Raw genomic sequence first — 18625 nt, forward strand, 5'->3', positions numbered from 1 at the left:
ACGACGACGAGCTAAAACATTGCGTCCTCCTGGTGTTGCCATACGAGCGCGGAAACCATGAGTTTTTGCACGTTTACGTTTGTTTGGTTGCCAAGTACGTTTCATCTATAACACCTCCTAAGAGTTTTATACCATAGCATAATTCAATATTATAGTCAATCTAAACTGTAAAGTCAATGATTACTTTTTGGATATCGTGTCGTCTACTGTGGACATGTGAATAGATTTTACTTAGACGATAGAATTAAAAAGTATTCCACAATATTATTCACAATTCGACACGTTGTTTATACCTTACTCTGTGGATATTGGGGATAAATGACGAAAACATTGGTGTTACAGGCTTTTTAGCTTGTGGTTATCCACTGCACATTGTCGAAAAGTGTTGCAGATTGTTGAAGAAAAACACATATCCACAAGGTTGTTTATAACTTTTTGTTGATTTTTTACACATTGTGGACTTTTTTAAGTTTTGGTTATGCTATAATGTTGATAGAAGAGACTTTCGGATGAGGTGTATGTGGTGGAAAAATATCAACGAATATGGGATGATGCTATCAACCGACTGAAATCTAATATTTCTCAACAATCATTTGATATGTTTTTTAGCACTCCCAAAAAAGTATATAAAGTAAAGAATAATAAAATGTATGTGATTGTTCAAAATAACCATGAACAATTTATGCTAGATAAATTTTATTTAAAAGAACTTGTGGAAATGATTGCCGAAGTATCCGGATTTAATTATGATGTTAAATTTATTACAAATGACTATGTAAAAAATGATCAGCAAGCATTTGATTTAACAAAACCGGATCCAAATCTTCCAAAATATTATAGAGGGAATTTAAATACAACTTATACATTTGATCGCTTTGTTGCGGGGAAAAGCAATCGTTTAGCGTATATGATTGCTCTTCAGGTAGCGGAACGTCCTGGAGAGGTTGCCAATCCACTGTATATTTTTGGTGGGGTAGGACTTGGAAAGACACATTTAATGCAAGCCATCGGGAATTTTATTTTAGATGATAATCCATCATCAAGAATTTTATACTGTACCTCAGAAAAATTTATTGATGATTATCGTCACGCAACATTAGATAATAATTTTGAAGCATTTAAAGAAAAATATCGAAATATTGATGTTTTATTAATTGACGATATTCAATTCTTATCTAAAAAAGAACAAACTCAAACTGAGTTCTTCAACACGTTTAATGAGCTATACAATAATAATAAGCAAATTGTTATCACATCGGATCGTCCAGCATCTGATTTAAAGGATATTATGGATCGTTTAACTTCTCGATTTGAATGGGGATTACAAGCAGATATTCAAATCCCTGATACGCAAACAAGAATTGAAATTATGAAGAAAAAATTAGCTGGGGAAAACATTAATCTTGATGAGTTCCCAGAAGAAGTTTTAGAGTTTATTGCAAGTAAGTTTAATAGCAATGTTCGTACGCTTGAGGGTGCATTGAAACGTTTAATTTTCTATGCTACAATTAATAATTCAGATTTCACTATTGAATTAGCGAACGAAGCGTTAAGAGATTTATTTAAAGCAGAACAAAAAAATTCAAAAATTGATGTGAATAACATTATAAAAGAAGTTGGCGCATACTACGATGTATCAGTTGCTGATATTTTATCGAAAAAACGTAAGAAAAATATTGCTTATGCAAGGCAAGTGGCCATGTTCTTAACAAGGGAACTAACAGGAAGTTCATTCCCAAAAATCGGGGAAGCTTTTAGTGGACGCGATCATACGACAATCATGCATGGTTGTGAGAAGATTGAAAAAGAGTTAAAAGAGAGTACTGAATTAAAGAAAGCTATTAATGATTTAAAACAGGCTCTATCTTAATTTATAAACAGGCTTATGGATAAGATTCGACATTAAAGTATGAACTGTCCACAAGTTATCCACAACTAAAAACACCTACAGGAGGATGTTTTTAGACATTATCCCCTATATTCACAAACATTATTACTAAAATGGTTATAAAAAGATATAATATATAATTATATAGGAGTGATTAATTTGAAAATTAAAGTTGATCGTCAATTGTTATTAACCCAACTTTCATACATTAGCAAAGCAATCCCGACTAAAACACCTTTACCAGTGTTGACGGGTATTAAATTTGTTGTATCAGATGAAGGTCTTTATTTAACAACAAGTGATTCAGATATTACGATTAATACATTTTTACCGTTAGAAGTAAATGATACACAAGTAATCCAAATTGATGCTGTAGGTTCAATTATTATCCCAGGAAAATATTTTATTGAAATTATTAAAAAATTAAATGGAGATACAATTGAAATTAGTACATTTGAAGGAAACTATGTCACAATTAAATGTGGACGAAGTGAATACACATTAAATGGATTTGATGTTACTCAATATCCAAACATTGAGTTAATTAAAAATGATGATCCTATTCACATGGAAAAACAATTACTAAAAACAATTATTCGTCAAACGGTATTTTCAACAGCAAATAGTGAAAATCGTCCTGTGTTAACAGGGGTTAACTTCCGCTATGATGCAGATGAGTTAATGTGTGTTGCCACAGATAGTTTCCGTTTATCTAAAAAGACAGTTCCATTAAATAAATTACATGATTCATTTAATATCGTTATTCCAGGACGTAGTTTAATCGAGTTATCAAAAATTTTAGATGATTCACATAACTCGGTAGATATCTATTTAGCAAATAATCAAATTTTATTCCAAATTGGAAATATTTCATTCCAATCACGTTTATTAGATGGAATTTATCCAGAAACAAAAGAATTTGTTCCTACAACATTCGGAATTGAAATTAAAGCAAATTATCATGAATTATTAAATGCATTTGATCGTGCTGCTTTAATTGCTCGTGATCAAGTATCTAATGTCGTTAAATTAAATATTTTACCTGAAGAAAGTAAGTTATTAATTACAGCTCAATCTCCTGAAGTCGGAAAAGTTGAAGAAGAAGTTCAAGTAGAAATGATTTCCGGTGGAGAATTACGTATTGCATGTAGTGCACTATTTATTATCGATGCATTAAAAGCAATTAATAATTCAGATGTTATCATGAGTTTCAATGGAGATATGCGTCCATTTGTTTTAAGAGATAAATACGATGAGACAACAATTCAATTAATTGTCCCAGTACGTATGGAATAGTATTTAAAAGATTAGTGACATTTTGTCACTAATCTTTTTTTGTTTGTCCACAAGTTGTGGATAACTTTTAGAGTTGTTCACAGATTTGAAAACGATATTTTCCGATTTTTTTAGATAGAAAAAAGTATGATTTTACATTGGTATTATCACAAAATTAGAAGAAAATATTAAATATAGTCGAAAAAAAGATACTATTTTGCCTGTGGATAATGTGGATAAATTAAAAGAGTTAGATAAGAGAATAAAAAAAACGGTAGGAAATAAAGTTTCCCACCGTTTTTTTATTAAGATTTTTTAACTGATTGCATGAATTTTTTGATGACTGAATCTCCCGAGTAGTTTAAAACACCATTTTTATAAACTCGTGATCCGAAGGTTAGAATAATGATGATAACTAGTAGATTGAGTCCAATTGATAACCAAATCATTGGCGTTGAAACAGTCATGGTCGCGATTCGAAGTGGCATAATGTAAGGAGAAACAAATGGAATCATAGACATGACTTTGATAAATGGCGCTTCGGGTGAAGTCATTCCAAAAATTCCAATGTAGAAAGAAACAAGTCCAATGACCATAATTGGTGAAATAGCAATTTGATATTCTTCTACGGAACTAATGATTGAGCTTAAGATTAAGACACTAACGAGATAAACGAGGTAAGCGACAATTGCAAAGATAATTAGGTAAATAATAATTCGAGCTTTATCAGGTGATATCACCATTGAGACGGTATTCATAACATCTTCTGGGAGGTTTTTCATCATCGATTGAATGGAGATTGTAAATAGCACCATAAAGATAGCGAGTTGTGTTAAAGCATAGAAGCTGTTATACACAATTTTTCCGTAAAGCTGTTTGATTGGAGAAATTGAAGTAATGATAATTTCCATAACACGTGATGTTTTTTCTTCCATGATTTCTTGACCTGCATACACTGAGTACATGTATGAGAATAAGAAAATTAAGATGATTGAGATATAGGCAATTCCCATGCTCCCTAATGATTCTTCTGCTGATTGAGCTTTCTCATCAAGTGCAATTAAATTCATAGAAAATGGTCTTTGGATAAGTTCGGTTTGAGCTTCTGTTAAACCGGCAGTTTCCATTGCAATTTTTGAGTTATACCCTGATAAAATTTGTTCACCAATGGTATAGAATGAATTGTTGGAGAAATCATTGGCAACATATGTGGCAGATAATAGGTTCGTTTCATCATAATCGATAATGAAGTAAGCCGATATGTCGTTATTTTCGACGAGTTGGTTAAGTTCATCTGTTGAATCTGTACTTTGTTCAAGTAAGACATCTGAGAGAATACTATTAAAATCTTTTTCAAATTGTGAATAAAGTTGATTCGTTTCGTCCACAACATAAATTGTCTGAGAATAATCAAAAGTATCATTAAAGAAACTCATGATATTACCAAGTTGACTCACTAAAAAGCCGATGATGATTAAGAAGATGTTAAATCCAATAAAGGCTTTACTTTTAATTTTACGAAGATAGTTATATAAGACGTAGTTCCAAAATTTACTCTTCATATGCTTGTCCCACCTTTTCTATGAAAATTTCATGTAGTGAAGGTTCACACACGAGAAACTTTTCAATATGATGCTCAGGTTTTAAAGCATTAAAAATTGTTGAAACATACTCTTTATTATCGATTTTTAAACACCAATCATCTTGAACACGTGTGACTTCATTAACATGTGGAATAGCTTTTAAATAATCAAGAGTTAAATTTCCTTGAATCAGAATGGTTCTAGCATTATATGATTTTTTTATTTCTTTTAGATTACCTTGTAAAACAGTTTGACCTTTTCTCAAAATAGTAAGTCGATCACATAATGTTTCAATGTGTTCCATACGATGAGAGGAGAATATAATCACTTTACCTTGTTCTTTGAAGTTCATTATTTCTGTTTTCATCATTTCAAGATTGATTGGGTCAAGTCCTGTAAAAGGTTCATCTAGGATAATAAGTTCTGGCTTATGAATAACGGCGGTAATAAATTGAATTTTTTGTTGGTTTCCTTTTGAAAGTTCTTTAATTTTTTTGTTTTTATATTCCATGATTCCAAATTTTTCGAGCCAATAATCAAGTTCTTTATCAATTTCTTGTTCTTTCATACCTTTTAGTAAAGCAAGATAAGAAACTTGATTTTTAACGGTTAGTTTTTGTAGCAATGCTCTTTCTTCAGGTAAGTACCCAATGATATCGTTTGTTGATTCATTGATTTTGTGGCCATTCCAAGTGATTTCACCAGAGGTTTGATCATAAAGTCCTAAAATCATTCTAAATGTTGTGGTTTTACCTGCTCCATTTGCCCCGAGTAATCCATAGATTTCACCTTTTTTTAGATGCAGGTTTAAGTCTGATACGGCTTTTATATCATGAAACTCTTTATTTACATTTTTTAAAACTAGCACCGTTTTTCTCTCCTTTTCATGTAAATTCATGAAGTATGCGCCTTATGATTAAGTCATAGATATCAATATTATGATATATTTGGTATCAAATAACAATATTTGGATGATAATAATTCATAATTGCTTTTTATCCACAAATTTAATTTCTCATAAAATATTGAAGGATGTTAAAGAATTTTGTCTAAAACGAAAGAAATTTGTTTACTATTTGTGATACTAATGTTATTTTTATTGTTTATTGTCGAGTTTTAGATGTAAAATAAGAATAGTCTTTTTGAATAGTGTGAAGTTTAATGTTTACTGTAAGGAGTGAGCTTATATGATATATGATGTAATCGTTGTTGGTGGAGGTCATGCCGGAATTGAGGCGGCACTTGCCCCGGCACGTATGGGTTGCCAAACTTTAATGGTAACGGGAGATATTAATCGTATTGGTCATATGCCATGTAATCCAGCTATTGGGGGTCCAGCGAAAGGGATTGTTGTTCGTGAAATCGATGCCCTTGGTGGAGAAATGGGTGCTAATACAGATAAGACGCATATTCAAATGCGTATGTTAAACACAGGTAAAGGACCTGCTGTTCGAGCACTTCGTGCTCAAGCGGATAAAGTTGATTATCCAAAAGAAATGCAAAAAACAGTTCTTTCACAAGAAAATTTAGATGTTAAAGAAGCAATTGTGGATAACTTAATTGTTGAAGATGGAACTGTTAAAGGAATTACTTTAGAATCTGGGGAACAAATTTTTGGTAAAACGGTTATTTTAACAACAGGTACTTACATGCATTCTAAAGTCATGATCAGTGATGAGATTACATTAAGTGGACCTGATGGTGCTAAAACTTCGTTAGGATTATCTCAAAGTCTAAAAGATTTAGGATTTGAGCTATTCCGATTAAAAACTGGAACACCGCCTCGTGTTGCAACAGATAGTGTTGATTTTTCTAAAACAGAAATTCAACCTGGCGATGATGTTGTTCGTGCGTTTAGTTTTGATACAAAAGAACATTTACCACTTGAGGATCAAGTGCCATGTTATTTAACTTATACAAGTGGTGATACACACCAAATTATTATGGATAACTTAACACGTTCTTCAATGTATTCAGGAGTTGTTGAAGGGGTTGGACCTCGTTACTGTCCATCAATTGAAGATAAAGTGGTTCGTTTTAACGATAAACCACGTCACCAAATCTTCTTAGAACCTGAAAGTAAGCACATCGATGAAATTTATGTTCAAGGGTTCTCGAGTAGTTTACCAAGAGACGTACAAGAGAAAATGATTCGTACGATTGCAGGGTTAGAAAATTGTCGTATTGTGCGTTATGCTTATGCCATTGAGTATGATGCAATTAAACCTGTTCAATTATGGCCGTCACTTGAAACTAAATTAGTTAAAAATTTATATAGTGCAGGTCAAATTAACGGAACAAGTGGATATGAAGAAGCAGCAGGGCAAGGAATTATGGCCGGAATTAATGCGGCACTTCGAGTACAAGGGAAAGATCCATTAATTTTAAAACGTAGTGAAGCTTATATTGGGGTATTAATTGATGATTTAGTGACGAAAGGAACGTTAGAACCTTATCGTTTATTAACATCTCGTGCAGAATATCGCTTATTATTACGCCATGATAATGCAGATTTACGTTTACGCGAATATGGACATCAAGTTGGTTTAATTAATGAAGAAAAATATGCAGCCTTTTTAGATAAAAAAGCTCAAATTGAAGCTGAAAAAGAACGCTTATCTCAAATTAAAATTACTCCAAAAGGAAATACGAATGAATATTTAGAAAGTATTCCTTCATCTCCTTTAAAAGATGGGATTACAGCTCTTGAACTTTTAAAACGTCCAGAGATTACTTATCAACATATCCACAGTTTAATTGAAGAAAAAAATGAATCAATTTCTGAAGAAGTCATTGAGCAGGTTGAAATTCAAGTTAAATACGAAGGATATATTAATAAGGCTTTACAACAAGTTGAAAAACTTCATAAAGTTGAAGAAAAGAAAATTCCAGACTACATTGATTATGATGATGTTCCAAACTTAGCGATCGAAGCAAAACAAAAACTAAAAGATATTCGTCCATTAACAATTGGACAAGCAACTCGTATTTCGGGAGTTAATCCGGCGGATATTTCAATCTTAATGGTTTATTTAGAGTCAGGGAAATTTAAAAAAACTAATTAATAAAAAAGAGTTAAGGAAGGACGCTTTCTTAACTCTTTGTCGAGTAAGGAGATGAAATAATGACACCACAACAATTTTATGAGGCATTAAAAGAATTTGGAATTGAGTTAACGGAAGAGCAAAAATGGCAATTACATCGTTATTTTGAGTTATTAGTTGAATGGAATGAAAAAATGAATTTAACTGGAATAACTGAAGTTAATGAAGTTTATTTAAAACATTTCTATGATTCGTTACTTGCATTTTTAATGTTTAAAGATATCCACAAGTGTGAATCTTTATGTGATGTTGGATCTGGAGCAGGATTCCCAGCTTTACCGGTGAAAATCGTTTATCCACATTTAAAGATGGATTTAGTCGATTCCCTAGGAAAACGTGTGAACTTTTTAAATCATGTTATTGCGGAAACAAAGCTTCAAAATATCAAGGCTTATCATTCACGTGCTGAAGAATATGCAGATAAACATCGTGAATCGTTTGATATTGTAACAGCACGTGCGGTTGCAAGATTAAATGTTTTATCTGAGTTATGTGTGCCTTTAGTTAAAGAGGATGGATTCTTTATTGCTCTAAAAGGTCAAACAGGTGATGAAGAATTAAAAGAATCTAAAAAAGCATTAGAAACATTTGGTGTGGAAATCATTGAAGTCAAACATATTGAGTTACCCGAAGAAGCGGGAACTCGAACTAATATTTATACAAAAAAATACAAAAAGACACCAAACAAGTATCCAAGAGCATACGGGCAGATTAAAAATAAGCCAATAAAATAGCATTAACTGTCAGTTGTCAGGACAAGACTTTATAAATGATAGAAAAAAGAAGAAAAATACGTTATAATTTAAACATTAATTCTTTTTTTATTTTACTATAAGGGGGACATAGGGTGTTTAGCTTTTTTTCGAAAGATGACTCGCACAATCAAGTAAAAGATGAAGTAACTCAATTACCTATTGCAAAAATTGTTCCGAATAAATATCAACCACGAAATATTTTTAATGACGAAAAGATTTTGGAATTATCAGAATCAATTAGGGAACACGGGGTTATTCAACCAATCGTGGTAAGAAAATTAAAAGATGGATATGAAATTATCGCCGGAGAACGACGTTATCGTGCATCAAAATTAATTGGATTAGATAAAGTTCCTGCTATTATTCGTGATTATGATGATAAAAAATCAGCATCAATTGCGATTGTTGAAAATATTCAACGTGAAGATTTAACGGCAATCGAGGAAGCTTTAGCTTACAAACAGTTAATTGATTTACATGGTATTACGCAGGCGACTTTAGCAAAACAGATGGGAAAATCTCAATCGACGGTTGCTAATAAAATTCGTTTATTAAATTTATCTGAAACGGTGCAACAGGCTGTTTTAGAACGTAAAATTACGGAACGTCACGCACGTGCATTATTAGTGGTAAAAGAGGAAGAGTTACAGTTAGAGTTATTAAATAAAGTGATTGAAAAGGATTTAAATGTATCAGAAACAGAACGTTTAATTGATGAGACATTAAATCCAGTTCAAAAGCCGACGAAGCCAAAAACAATTTCTCGTGTTCCAAGAGATTATCGTATTGCAATGAATACGTTTAAACAAGCAATTATGATGGTTGAAAAAACAGGAATGAAAGTTGCTCATGAAACAGAAGAATTAGAGGATTCTTATGTGATTAAAATTTCCCTTCCTAAAAATAAACATTAATAGAAAAAAAAACAGGATTATTCATCCTGTTTTTTTTCTATTAATAATTAGGGGAAAAAGTTGTAAGTTTGAGTTTAATAGTAAAAATGGGCTATAAATTTTGAAAAGTTAATACTAAATATCTTTTATTGTAAAGTTAATGATTTTGGGCAAGTTATTTGTAGATTTATTTTGAATGTAGAGTTATTCACAGGTGGACAAATTAGACGCCATTTTTTGATAAAAAATTAGGTATTGTTTATAATAATCCTATATATCTACAAGATAAGATTTTATGTATTATAAAAATCACAAAATACACAATTATCTGCTAAAATTTATTTTTAATATAATATCATTTCATGGTAAAATATTAACAAGTATGACTTTAGGAGGGTTAATATGGGGAAAATTATCGCTATAACGAACCAAAAAGGTGGAGTTGGTAAGACGACATCTAGTATTAACTTATCAGCATCGTTGGCTCACTTGGGACATAAAGTTTTACTTGTCGATATGGATCCCCAAGCTAACGCTTCTACAGGAATTGGGGTTTATAAAGGTGATGCTGAGTTAACTGTGTTTGATTTATTAGTTGATGAGATACCAACAAATCAGGTAATTTTAAAAACAAATGAAGAAAATTTATTTTTAATTCCATCTTCACAGGAATTAGCGGGATTTGAAGCGATGATTGTAATGGAAAAAGAACGTGAGTTTAAATTATTGCCGAAGTTAGAGCAGGTAAAAGATTATTTTGATTACATTATCATTGATTGTCCACCTTCACTTGGATTACTAACTATTAATGCGTTATCTGCCGCAGATTCGACATTAATTCCAGTTCAATGTGAATATTATGCATTAGAGGGATTAACGCAGTTATTAAATACAATTCGTATTGTTCAAAGACGTTTAAATCGAAATTTATCAATCGAAGGTGTTTTATTAACGATGCTTGACCGTCGTACTCGTTTAGGACTTGATGTTATTAACGAAGTAAAACTATATTTTAAAGAAAAAGTTTTTAATACGATTATTCCACGTTTGGTTCGTTTAAGTGAAGCACCATCGTTTGGAAAATCAATTATTGCCTATGATGAAAAATCGTCTGCTGCTCAATTTTATGTTGATTTAGCTAAAGAGGTGGTTAAGAACAATGTCGACTAATAGATTAGGAAGAGGTTTAGGTGCCTTATTTCAAGAACATGATATTGAAAGTATTGAATCTTTTGAGCAAGTAAAAGAAGGAGAAGTTGTTCAGCAGTTAGATGTGAAAACACTTCGTCCAAATCCTTATCAACCACGTAAATATTTTGATGAGACTAAGATTAATGAATTAGCTCTTTCGATTAAAGAGCATGGAGTATTTCAGCCGATTATTGTTAAAAAAGACATTAAAGGTTACATCATTATTGCAGGGGAACGTCGTTTTAGGGCTGCACAAAAAGCAAATCTTCAAACGATTCCAGCTATTGTTCGTGAATTTAACGATCATTTAATGATGGAATATGCTTTAATTGAAAACTTACAACGTGAAGATTTAACGGCAATTGAAGAAGCGGAAGCTTATAAAATGTTGATGCAAAAGTTAGATTTAACACAAGAAAGATTAGCTGAACGTATTGGAAAAAGTCGTGCTTATATTGCAAATACGATGCGCTTATTACAATTACCACGTGTTGTTCAAGATGATATTGAAAATAATATAATTTCAGTAGGACATGGAAAAGTTTTAGCTGGATTAAAAGATGAAGATTTAATCATTAAATTTGCGAATGTTATTAAAGAAAAACAAATTTCAGTTCGTGAATTAGAAGATTTAATTAAAGACGCGTCAATTAATCAACCGGAAATAGAAAAGAAAGTAACGAAAGTATTAAATCCACATCTAGATTATGTTAAAACGAATCTAGAGTCTTATTTCGGAACGAAAGTTAAAATTAAAGAAAAACAAGGTAAGGGTCAGATTATTATTAACTATAATGATCTTGATAACTTAAATCATTTACTCGAGATAATGGGTATAGAATTATAATAGTAAGGAACGATAGAATTGAATTTATTTTTAACTAATTCAGAGCAAGCAATGTCAACAGCAGATGGTATTGCTAAATTCTTTTCAATGGACAAAATTGAAGAATTTTTAGTTCAATTTGCTTTTGATATTTTTACTGTGATTGCGATTATCATTGTTTTATCAATTGTTCGTCGCATTGGTAAGAATATTATTAAGCGTGCATTCGCTGTTAATATCGATAAATTACAAAAGATGACAGGTGGAACGAATCGTCGTAAAGGGACACTTGAGAGTCTTGTTTTAAATATTTGGCGTTATATGATTAATATTATAGGATTAATTGCCGTTTTAGGTGTATTTGTTCCGATTCAAACATTATTAGTAGGGACAGGAAGTTTTGCAGTTGTCTTTGCATTTGCTGCTAAAAGTATGCTTGACGATATTGCAATGGGATTTTTCATTGTGTTTGAAGATTTATTCTCAGTGGGAGATTTTATTGAAGTTGATGGAGCAACAGGTACAGTTGTTGAGATTGGATTACGTTCTGTTAAGATACGCGTTTTAACAGGAGAAACAGTTATTATTCCAAATGGTAATATTAATAAAGTTATTAATCATTCCATTTCAAATGGGCAAGCAGTTGTTGATATTAGTGTAGCTTATGAAGCGGATTTAAATAAAGCTTTATCTACACTTGAAGAAGTTGCGACGCGTACATTTGATTTATATGATGAGATTATTAAAAGACCAGTAGTACTTGGGGTACAAGAACTTGGGGCATCTGAAGTGGTTATTCGTATGATCGCTGAAGTACAGCCGACGACACAGTGGCATATTCAACGTGAATTACGTAAGATAATCAAACTAACTTTTGATGAAAAAGGGATTGAAATTCCATTCCCACGCATGGTTGTATACCAACATAATGGAGGCAATGCAGTCAATGAATAATATTGTATTTGGACTTAATGATATTGTTGAAATGAAGAAACAACATCCTTGTGGGACAAATCGTTGGCAAGTGATTCGTTTAGGGGCAGATATTAAGATTAAATGTTGCCATTGTGAACGCACTTTGATGATGCCAAGACCTGAATTTAAGAAGAAAATTAAGAAAGTTTTAGTCTCTGCAAGTGAAGCTGTAAATGAATAAAATTGTACTGTAAAAGTTAGGTTTGCAGTAACTAAAAAAAAGCGTTGAAATCACTGATTTCAACGCTTTTTATTTTGGAATGACGTGTTAAAAAAATGTAAAATATGCTATAATATATATAGAAAGAAAAAGGTGATTAAACATGCAAACTGAAGTATTTATTACGAGCGAGTACATTACTCTAGGACAGTTTTTGAAGTTTGAAAACATCATTGAAAGTGGAGGAAATGTAAAGTTCTTCTTAGAAGAAATTCCAGTCTATATTAACAATGAACGTGATAATCGTCGTGGACGAAAACTTTATCCAGGTGACGTGATTGTAATTGATGAAGTTGGCGAATTTGTCATTGTCGCTGAGTAGATAGGAAGATTCTTTTGTTTATTAAAAAACTAGTTGTGAAACAATTTAGAAATTATGAGAATGCTTGTGTAGAGTTTAAGAAGAACATCAATATTATTATTGGAAATAATGCACAGGGGAAAACGAGTTTGATTGAGTCGATGTATGTTCTCTCCACGACGAAATCCCATCGAACGAGTAAAGATTCTCAGCTTATTTTATTTGGTACCGATTTTGCCCGTATTGAGGCCGATATTAAACGCGAACAAGATGACTTTTCTTTATCCCTAGTCCTTTCTAAAAAGGGCAAAAAAGCTAGCTACAATGGTATTGTTCAAAAGAAATTGAGCGACTATGTAGGTAAGTTAATTGTTGTTATGTTTGCTCCCGAAGATTTATCTTTAGTAAAAGGTGGCCCTCAATATCGAAGACGATTCATGGATATGGAGATTGGACAGTTATCGCCATCATATCTTTTTCATTTAGGACAATATTCAAAGCTTTTAAAACAACGTAATGAGTTGTTAAAACAGCTTCGTATAAATCGCCAGAATGAGTTGTTACTGGATGTTATAACTGAGCAGTTGGTTCCACATGCTGTTTATGTTTTGAATAAACGCATTGAGTTTTTAAAGCAATTGGAATCATTTTGCAAAGATGTTCATGGAGAAATTTCAAAACAAAAAGAAGAGATTCAATTAGACTACATCAATTCGTTTAAAAATATAGAATTGGATGAAGAATCTATTTTACAAAAGTATAGAGAGTTATATGATCAGGATATTCAGCTAGGATCAACTAATTTAGGACCTCACCGCGATGATTTTAGTGTTTCAATTAACGGGATTAATACCCATCAATTTGGATCACAGGGGCAGCAACGTACTGCATCATTGTCGATGAAACTTGCCGAGATTGAGTTGATTTATTCAGTTTTACATGAGTATCCCATTTTATTGTTAGATGATGTTTTAAGTGAGTTAGATGATACTCGTCAAACTCAATTGCTTAATACAATTAAAAACAAGGTTCAAACTTTTATTACAACGACGAATATTGATGGTATCGACGATGAAGTAATAGAATTAGCAGATATATTTACGATTAATAATGCTGAGATTAGGATAGGTGATAAGTATGACTCAAGAAACGACAACACAGCAGTATGATGCTAGTAATATTCAAGTCTTAGAAGGGCTTGAAGCCGTTCGAAAACGCCCTGGGATGTATATCGGTTCAACAAGTGGACGCGGATTACATCATTTAGTGTGGGAGATTGTGGATAACTCTATCGATGAGGCCTTAGCAGGATATTGTACAGAAATCAATGTAGCTATCACAGAAAATAACGAAATTATCGTAAAAGATAATGGTCGTGGGATTCCAGTCGATGTTCATAAGCAAACAGGTAAATCAACAGTTGAAACAGTTTATACTGTGTTACACGCCGGTGGTAAATTTGGTGGTGGCGGTTATAAGGTATCAGGGGGGCTACATGGTGTAGGTGCTTCTGTTGTTAATGCCTTATCAGAATATTTAGAAGTTACAGTTAGCCGCAATGGGAAAAAGTATTTCCAATCATTTGAAAAAGGAACTCCAATGAATGAATTACATGTGATTGGAGAATCGGATACAACTGGAACTGAAGTTAAATTTAAACCAGATCCAGAAATTTTTACTGAAACAACGGTTTATGATTATGATATTTTAAGAAATCGTATTCGTGAATTAGCATTTTTAAATAAAGGGTTAAAAATTACATTAGAAGATTTACGTTCTGAAAAACCACAACGACATGAGTTCCATTTTGAAGGTGGAATTAGTGAGTATGTAAGCTTCTTAAATAAAAATAAAGAAGTTATTCATGAAGATGTTATTTATGTTGAAGGAGAACGTGACGGAATTAGTGTTGAAATTGCTATGCAGTATAACACTGGTGTTGCAGGAAATATTTATTCATTTGCTAATAATATTAATACTCATGAAGGTGGAACACATGAAGCTGGGTTCCGTGCTGCATTAACGCGTATTATTAATAGTTATGCTAAAAAGGCAAACTTATTAAAAGGTGATGATGCTTTAATCGGTGAGGATATCCGAGAAGGATTAACTGCGATTATTTCAGCAAAACATCCAGATCCACAGTTCGAAGGGCAAACGAAAACGAAGCTTGGTAATAGTGAAGTTCGTCGTATTGCTGATAATGTGTTCTCTGAAGGATTTGAACGTTTCTTAATGGAAAATCCACAGGCTGCAAAATTAATTTTAGATAAGTCTTTAATGGCAGCACGTGCTCGTATGGCAGCAAAACGTGCTCGTGAGATGGTTCGTCGTAAATCACCACTTGAGTCTTTAGGGTTCAAGAGTAAGTTAGCCGATTGCCAATCACGTGATGCTAATATTTCTGAGTTATTCATTGTCGAAGGGGACTCTGCCGGAGGATCTGCTAAACAAGGTCGAGATAATAAATTCCAGGCAATTTTACCTCTACGCGGGAAAGTTTTAAACGTTGAAAAAGCACGTATTGATAAAGTTTATGCAAATAATGAGATTAAAAGTATGATTCATGCGATTGGAACGGGTGTTGGAGATGAATTTGATATCGAGAAAGCTCGTTATCATAAAGTTGTTATCATGACCGATGCCGATGTCGATGGAGCTCATATTCGTACGTTATTATTAACGTTCTTCTATCGTTATATGAGACCATTAATCGAGAATGGATATGTTTATATTGCACAACCTCCTCTATTCAAAATCTCTCAAGGAAAACGAATTGAGTATGCTTATTCACAAGAAGAATTAGAAGCTGTTATGGAAACATTATCAGCAACACCTCGTCCTAATGTTCAACGTTACAAAGGGCTTGGAGAAATGAATGCTGAACAATTATGGGAAACAACAATGGATCCTGAAGTACGTACGTTATTACAAGTTACTCTTGATGATGCTGTTGAAGCCGATGAAATTTTTGATATGTTAATGGGTGATCGTGTAGAGCCACGTCGAGAATTTATAGATGCTAATGCTAAGTACGTAACAAATCTTGATTTCTAATTTGAAGCAACATCTATAAGGAGGAACGAAAATGTCTGGATATGATCAAGTTAAACCACATAACATAGCAAAAGAAATGAAAACTTCATTCATTGATTATGCAATGAGTGTTATTGTATCGCGTGCTTTACCGGATGTTCGTGACGGTTTAAAACCTGTACATCGTCGTATATTATATTCGATGAATGATTTAGGAATGCACAGTGATAAACCATATAAAAAGTCTGCCCGTATCGTCGGGGACGTAATTGCCAAGTACCATCCTCATGGGGACTCGTCTGTTTATGATGCCATGGTACGTATGGCACAAGATTTTAGTTATCGTTATCCTTTAGTTGACGGTCACGGAAACTTTGGTTCTATCGATGGTGACGGAGCAGCCGCAATGCGTTATACAGAAGCAAGAATGTCAAAACTTGCGATGGAAATGATGCGTGATATTAATAAAAATACGATTGATTTCCAACCTAACTTTGATGGTGAAGAACATGAGCCAGTTGTTCTACCAGCACGTTTTCCAAGTTTATTAGTTAATGGTACAACTGGGATTGCAGTAGGTATGGCTACCAATATTCCTCCACATAACTTAACAGAGGTGATTAACGCCTGTTTAGCTTATATGGAGAATCCAGAAATCGATGTTTTAGGATTAATGGAACATATTAAAGGGCCGGATTTACCAACAGGGGCTTTAATTTTAGGGACTAAAGGTATCCGTAACGCTTATGAAACTGGTAATGGTTCAATTATGATGCGTTCAAAATGTGAAATTATCGAAGGTCATGGTGGGAAATATTCAATTTTAGTAACTGAAATTCCTTACCAAGTTAACCGTGAACGTTTAATTGAAAAAATTGCTGAGTTAGTTAAGGAGAAACGTTTAGATGGAATTACAGATTTACGTAATGAGTCTAACCGTGAAGGAACTCGAATTGTTATTGAATTGCGTAAGGATGTTAATCCACAGGTTATGTTAAATAACTTATTCAAATTAACTCAATTACAAGTTTCTTACGGAATTAATATGTTAGCTCTTCAAGATGGGCAACCTAAAGTATTAAACTTAAAAGAGATTATTGCAGCGTATATCAAACATCAGGTAGAAGTTATTGTACGCCGTACGCAATTTGATTTAAATAAAGCAGAAGATCGTGCTCATATTTTAGAAGGATTCCGTATTGCGCTTGATCATATTGATCGTATTATTGCAATTATTCGTGGTTCTTCAAATGATGAGGAAGCATTAAATAACTTAATTTCAGAATTCTCATTCTCTGAACGTCAAGGTAAAGCAATTCTTGAGATGCGTTTACGTCGTTTAACAGGTTTAGAACGTGACAAAATTGAGGATGAATATCAAAATTTAGTGACTTTAATTGCTGATTTAAAAGATATTTTAGCTAATGAGTATCGTGTACATGGTATTATCCGCGATGAGTTAACAGAAGTAATGATTAAGCATGGTGATGATCGTCGTACTGAGATTGTTCGTGGTTCTGATTTTGATATTGAGGATGAAGATTTAATTCCAGAAGAACAAGTCATTATCACATTAACGAATAATGGATATATTAAACGCCAACCTATCTCAACATATCGTTCTCAAAACCGTGGAGGACGTGGTGTCCAAGGTATGGGAACTCATGATGATGATTATGTAAAAGAGTTGCTATCAACTTCTACGCATGATTATTTATTATTCTTCACGAATAAAGGTAAGGTATATCAGAAGAAAGCTTATACTATTCCAGAATATGGTAGAACAGCTAAAGGATTACCGATTGTCAATATTATTGAAATTGCACAAGATGAGGAAATTAGTGCGATTATTCCAGTTAAAGAGTTCAATGAGAATGAGTTCTTATTCTTTGCAACTCGTACCGGAGTCGTTAAACGTACAACGTTATCAGCATTTGGTAATATTAGAACAAATGGTTTAATTGCTTTATCATTGCGTGAAGATGATGAGTTAATTGGAGTCAGAAAAACAACTGGTTCAAATGATATTGTTATCGCATCAAGTGGTGGTAAATTAGTATGGTTTGAGGAAGATCAAGTTCGTTCAATGGGACGTACAGCTGCCGGAGTTCGAGGAATTAACCTTGAAGAGGGAGAAGTTGCAGTTGGAATGGAAATCGTAACTGAGGATCAAGAAATTTTAATTGTTTCTGAAAAAGGATTTGGAAAACGTACTCCAATTAGTGAATATCGTAAAACTAGCCGTGGTGGAAAAGGTGTTAAAACAATTAATATTACAGATAAAAATGGTTCATTAGTTGCAATGAAAACTGTAACAGGTGAAGAAGATTTATTAATTGTAACGAATAAAGGTATTATTATTCGTACACCGATTAGCCAAATTTCACAAACAGGACGTGCAACACAAGGAGTAACGTTAATTCGATTAACTGATGATCAATTTGTATCAAGTGTGGCACTTGTTGAACATGAAGAAGAGCATACAGAGGAATTAGCAACTGAAAAGGTTGAAAATACCGAAGCTTCAGAAATTTTATTAGAAGAAAAAGAATAAACAATAGGTCTTATGCGCATATAA

General features: G+C 32.8%; 16 protein-coding genes. 13 read left to right on the forward strand and 3 right to left on the reverse strand.

From position 1 onward, the window contains the following. A partial coding sequence (gene rpmH / locus J6D32_RS10890) for a 50S ribosomal protein L34 (protein ID WP_287467683.1) occupies window positions 1–105 on the reverse strand: 105 nt, incomplete at its 3' end. Between the two features lie 418 nt (window positions 106–523). On the opposite strand from rpmH, the gene dnaA reads away from it, so the two are divergent. After that, window positions 524–1870, forward strand: coding sequence for a chromosomal replication initiator protein DnaA (gene dnaA / locus J6D32_RS10895; protein ID WP_287467675.1), 1347 nt, complete (start codon window positions 524–526; stop codon window positions 1868–1870). A 168-nt stretch (window positions 1871–2038) separates the two neighbouring features. Beyond that, window positions 2039–3184: a DNA polymerase III subunit beta gene (gene dnaN / locus J6D32_RS10900; RefSeq protein ID WP_237701261.1), complete on the forward strand. Its 1146-nt coding sequence runs from the start codon at window positions 2039–2041 to the stop codon at window positions 3182–3184. A gap of 284 nt (window positions 3185–3468) precedes the next feature. Here dnaN and J6D32_RS10905 read toward each other — a convergent pair whose 3' ends face one another. Beyond that, window positions 3469–4725: an ABC transporter permease gene (locus J6D32_RS10905; RefSeq protein ID WP_006784013.1), complete on the reverse strand. Its 1257-nt coding sequence runs from the start codon at window positions 4723–4725 to the stop codon at window positions 3469–3471. Next, the gene (locus J6D32_RS10910) at window positions 4715–5614 is read right to left on the reverse strand and encodes an ABC transporter ATP-binding protein (RefSeq protein ID WP_006784014.1); all 900 of its coding nucleotides are present in this window, start codon (window positions 5612–5614) and stop codon (window positions 4715–4717) included. Before J6D32_RS10910 ends, J6D32_RS10905 begins: the two co-directional genes overlap by 11 nt. Before the next feature lie 319 nt (window positions 5615–5933). Between J6D32_RS10910 and mnmG the strand changes: the two genes are divergently transcribed. The 11 genes from mnmG to gyrA all read left to right on the forward strand — a co-directional run bounded on the left by mnmG (window position 5934) and on the right by gyrA (window position 18601). Beyond that, entirely contained in the window at window positions 5934–7811 is a 1878-nt protein-coding gene (mnmG, locus tag J6D32_RS10915) for a tRNA uridine-5-carboxymethylaminomethyl(34) synthesis enzyme MnmG (protein WP_129821475.1), read from the forward strand. A gap of 59 nt (window positions 7812–7870) precedes the next feature. Beyond that, complete coding sequence (gene rsmG, locus J6D32_RS10920) at window positions 7871–8584, forward strand: 16S rRNA (guanine(527)-N(7))-methyltransferase RsmG (protein ID WP_129821474.1); 714 nt, start codon at window positions 7871–7873, stop codon at window positions 8582–8584. Between the two features lie 113 nt (window positions 8585–8697). Next, window positions 8698–9519: a nucleoid occlusion protein gene (noc, locus tag J6D32_RS10925; RefSeq protein ID WP_009607226.1), complete on the forward strand. Its 822-nt coding sequence runs from the start codon at window positions 8698–8700 to the stop codon at window positions 9517–9519. A gap of 381 nt (window positions 9520–9900) precedes the next feature. Then, window positions 9901–10668 carry a ParA family protein gene (locus J6D32_RS10930; RefSeq protein WP_006785413.1) on the forward strand — a complete coding sequence of 256 codons (768 nt, stop codon included), beginning with the start codon at window positions 9901–9903 and terminating at the stop codon, window positions 10666–10668. Then, the gene (locus J6D32_RS10935; protein ID WP_006785412.1) at window positions 10658–11536 is read left to right on the forward strand and encodes a ParB/RepB/Spo0J family partition protein; all 879 of its coding nucleotides are present in this window, start codon (window positions 10658–10660) and stop codon (window positions 11534–11536) included. The genes J6D32_RS10930 and J6D32_RS10935 overlap by 11 nt, the downstream gene beginning before the upstream one ends. Before the next feature lie 18 nt (window positions 11537–11554). After that, entirely contained in the window at window positions 11555–12469 is a 915-nt protein-coding gene (locus tag J6D32_RS10940; protein ID WP_129821473.1) for a mechanosensitive ion channel family protein, read from the forward strand. Continuing rightward, the gene (locus J6D32_RS10945; protein ID WP_006785410.1) at window positions 12462–12671 is read left to right on the forward strand and encodes a DUF951 domain-containing protein; all 210 of its coding nucleotides are present in this window, start codon (window positions 12462–12464) and stop codon (window positions 12669–12671) included. The genes J6D32_RS10940 and J6D32_RS10945 overlap by 8 nt, the downstream gene beginning before the upstream one ends. A gap of 142 nt (window positions 12672–12813) precedes the next feature. Beyond that, entirely contained in the window at window positions 12814–13032 is a 219-nt protein-coding gene (gene yaaA / locus J6D32_RS10950; protein ID WP_006785409.1) for a S4 domain-containing protein YaaA, read from the forward strand. Between the two features lie 14 nt (window positions 13033–13046). Next, window positions 13047–14180, forward strand: coding sequence for a DNA replication/repair protein RecF (gene recF / locus J6D32_RS10955; RefSeq protein WP_006785408.1), 1134 nt, complete (start codon window positions 13047–13049; stop codon window positions 14178–14180). After that, window positions 14149–16068, forward strand: a complete 1920-nt coding sequence (gyrB, locus tag J6D32_RS10960; RefSeq protein WP_006785407.1) for a DNA topoisomerase (ATP-hydrolyzing) subunit B — start codon at window positions 14149–14151, stop codon at window positions 16066–16068. Before recF ends, gyrB begins: the two co-directional genes overlap by 32 nt. A gap of 31 nt (window positions 16069–16099) precedes the next feature. Next, window positions 16100–18601 carry a DNA gyrase subunit A gene (gene gyrA / locus J6D32_RS10965; protein ID WP_006785406.1) on the forward strand — a complete coding sequence of 834 codons (2502 nt, stop codon included), beginning with the start codon at window positions 16100–16102 and terminating at the stop codon, window positions 18599–18601. The last annotated feature ends 24 nt before the right edge of the window (window positions 18602–18625 follow it).

The sequence above is a fragment of the Turicibacter sp. genome (assembly GCF_017941855.1).
Lineage (GTDB): Bacteria > Bacillota_I > Bacilli_A > MOL361 > Turicibacteraceae > Turicibacter > Turicibacter sanguinis.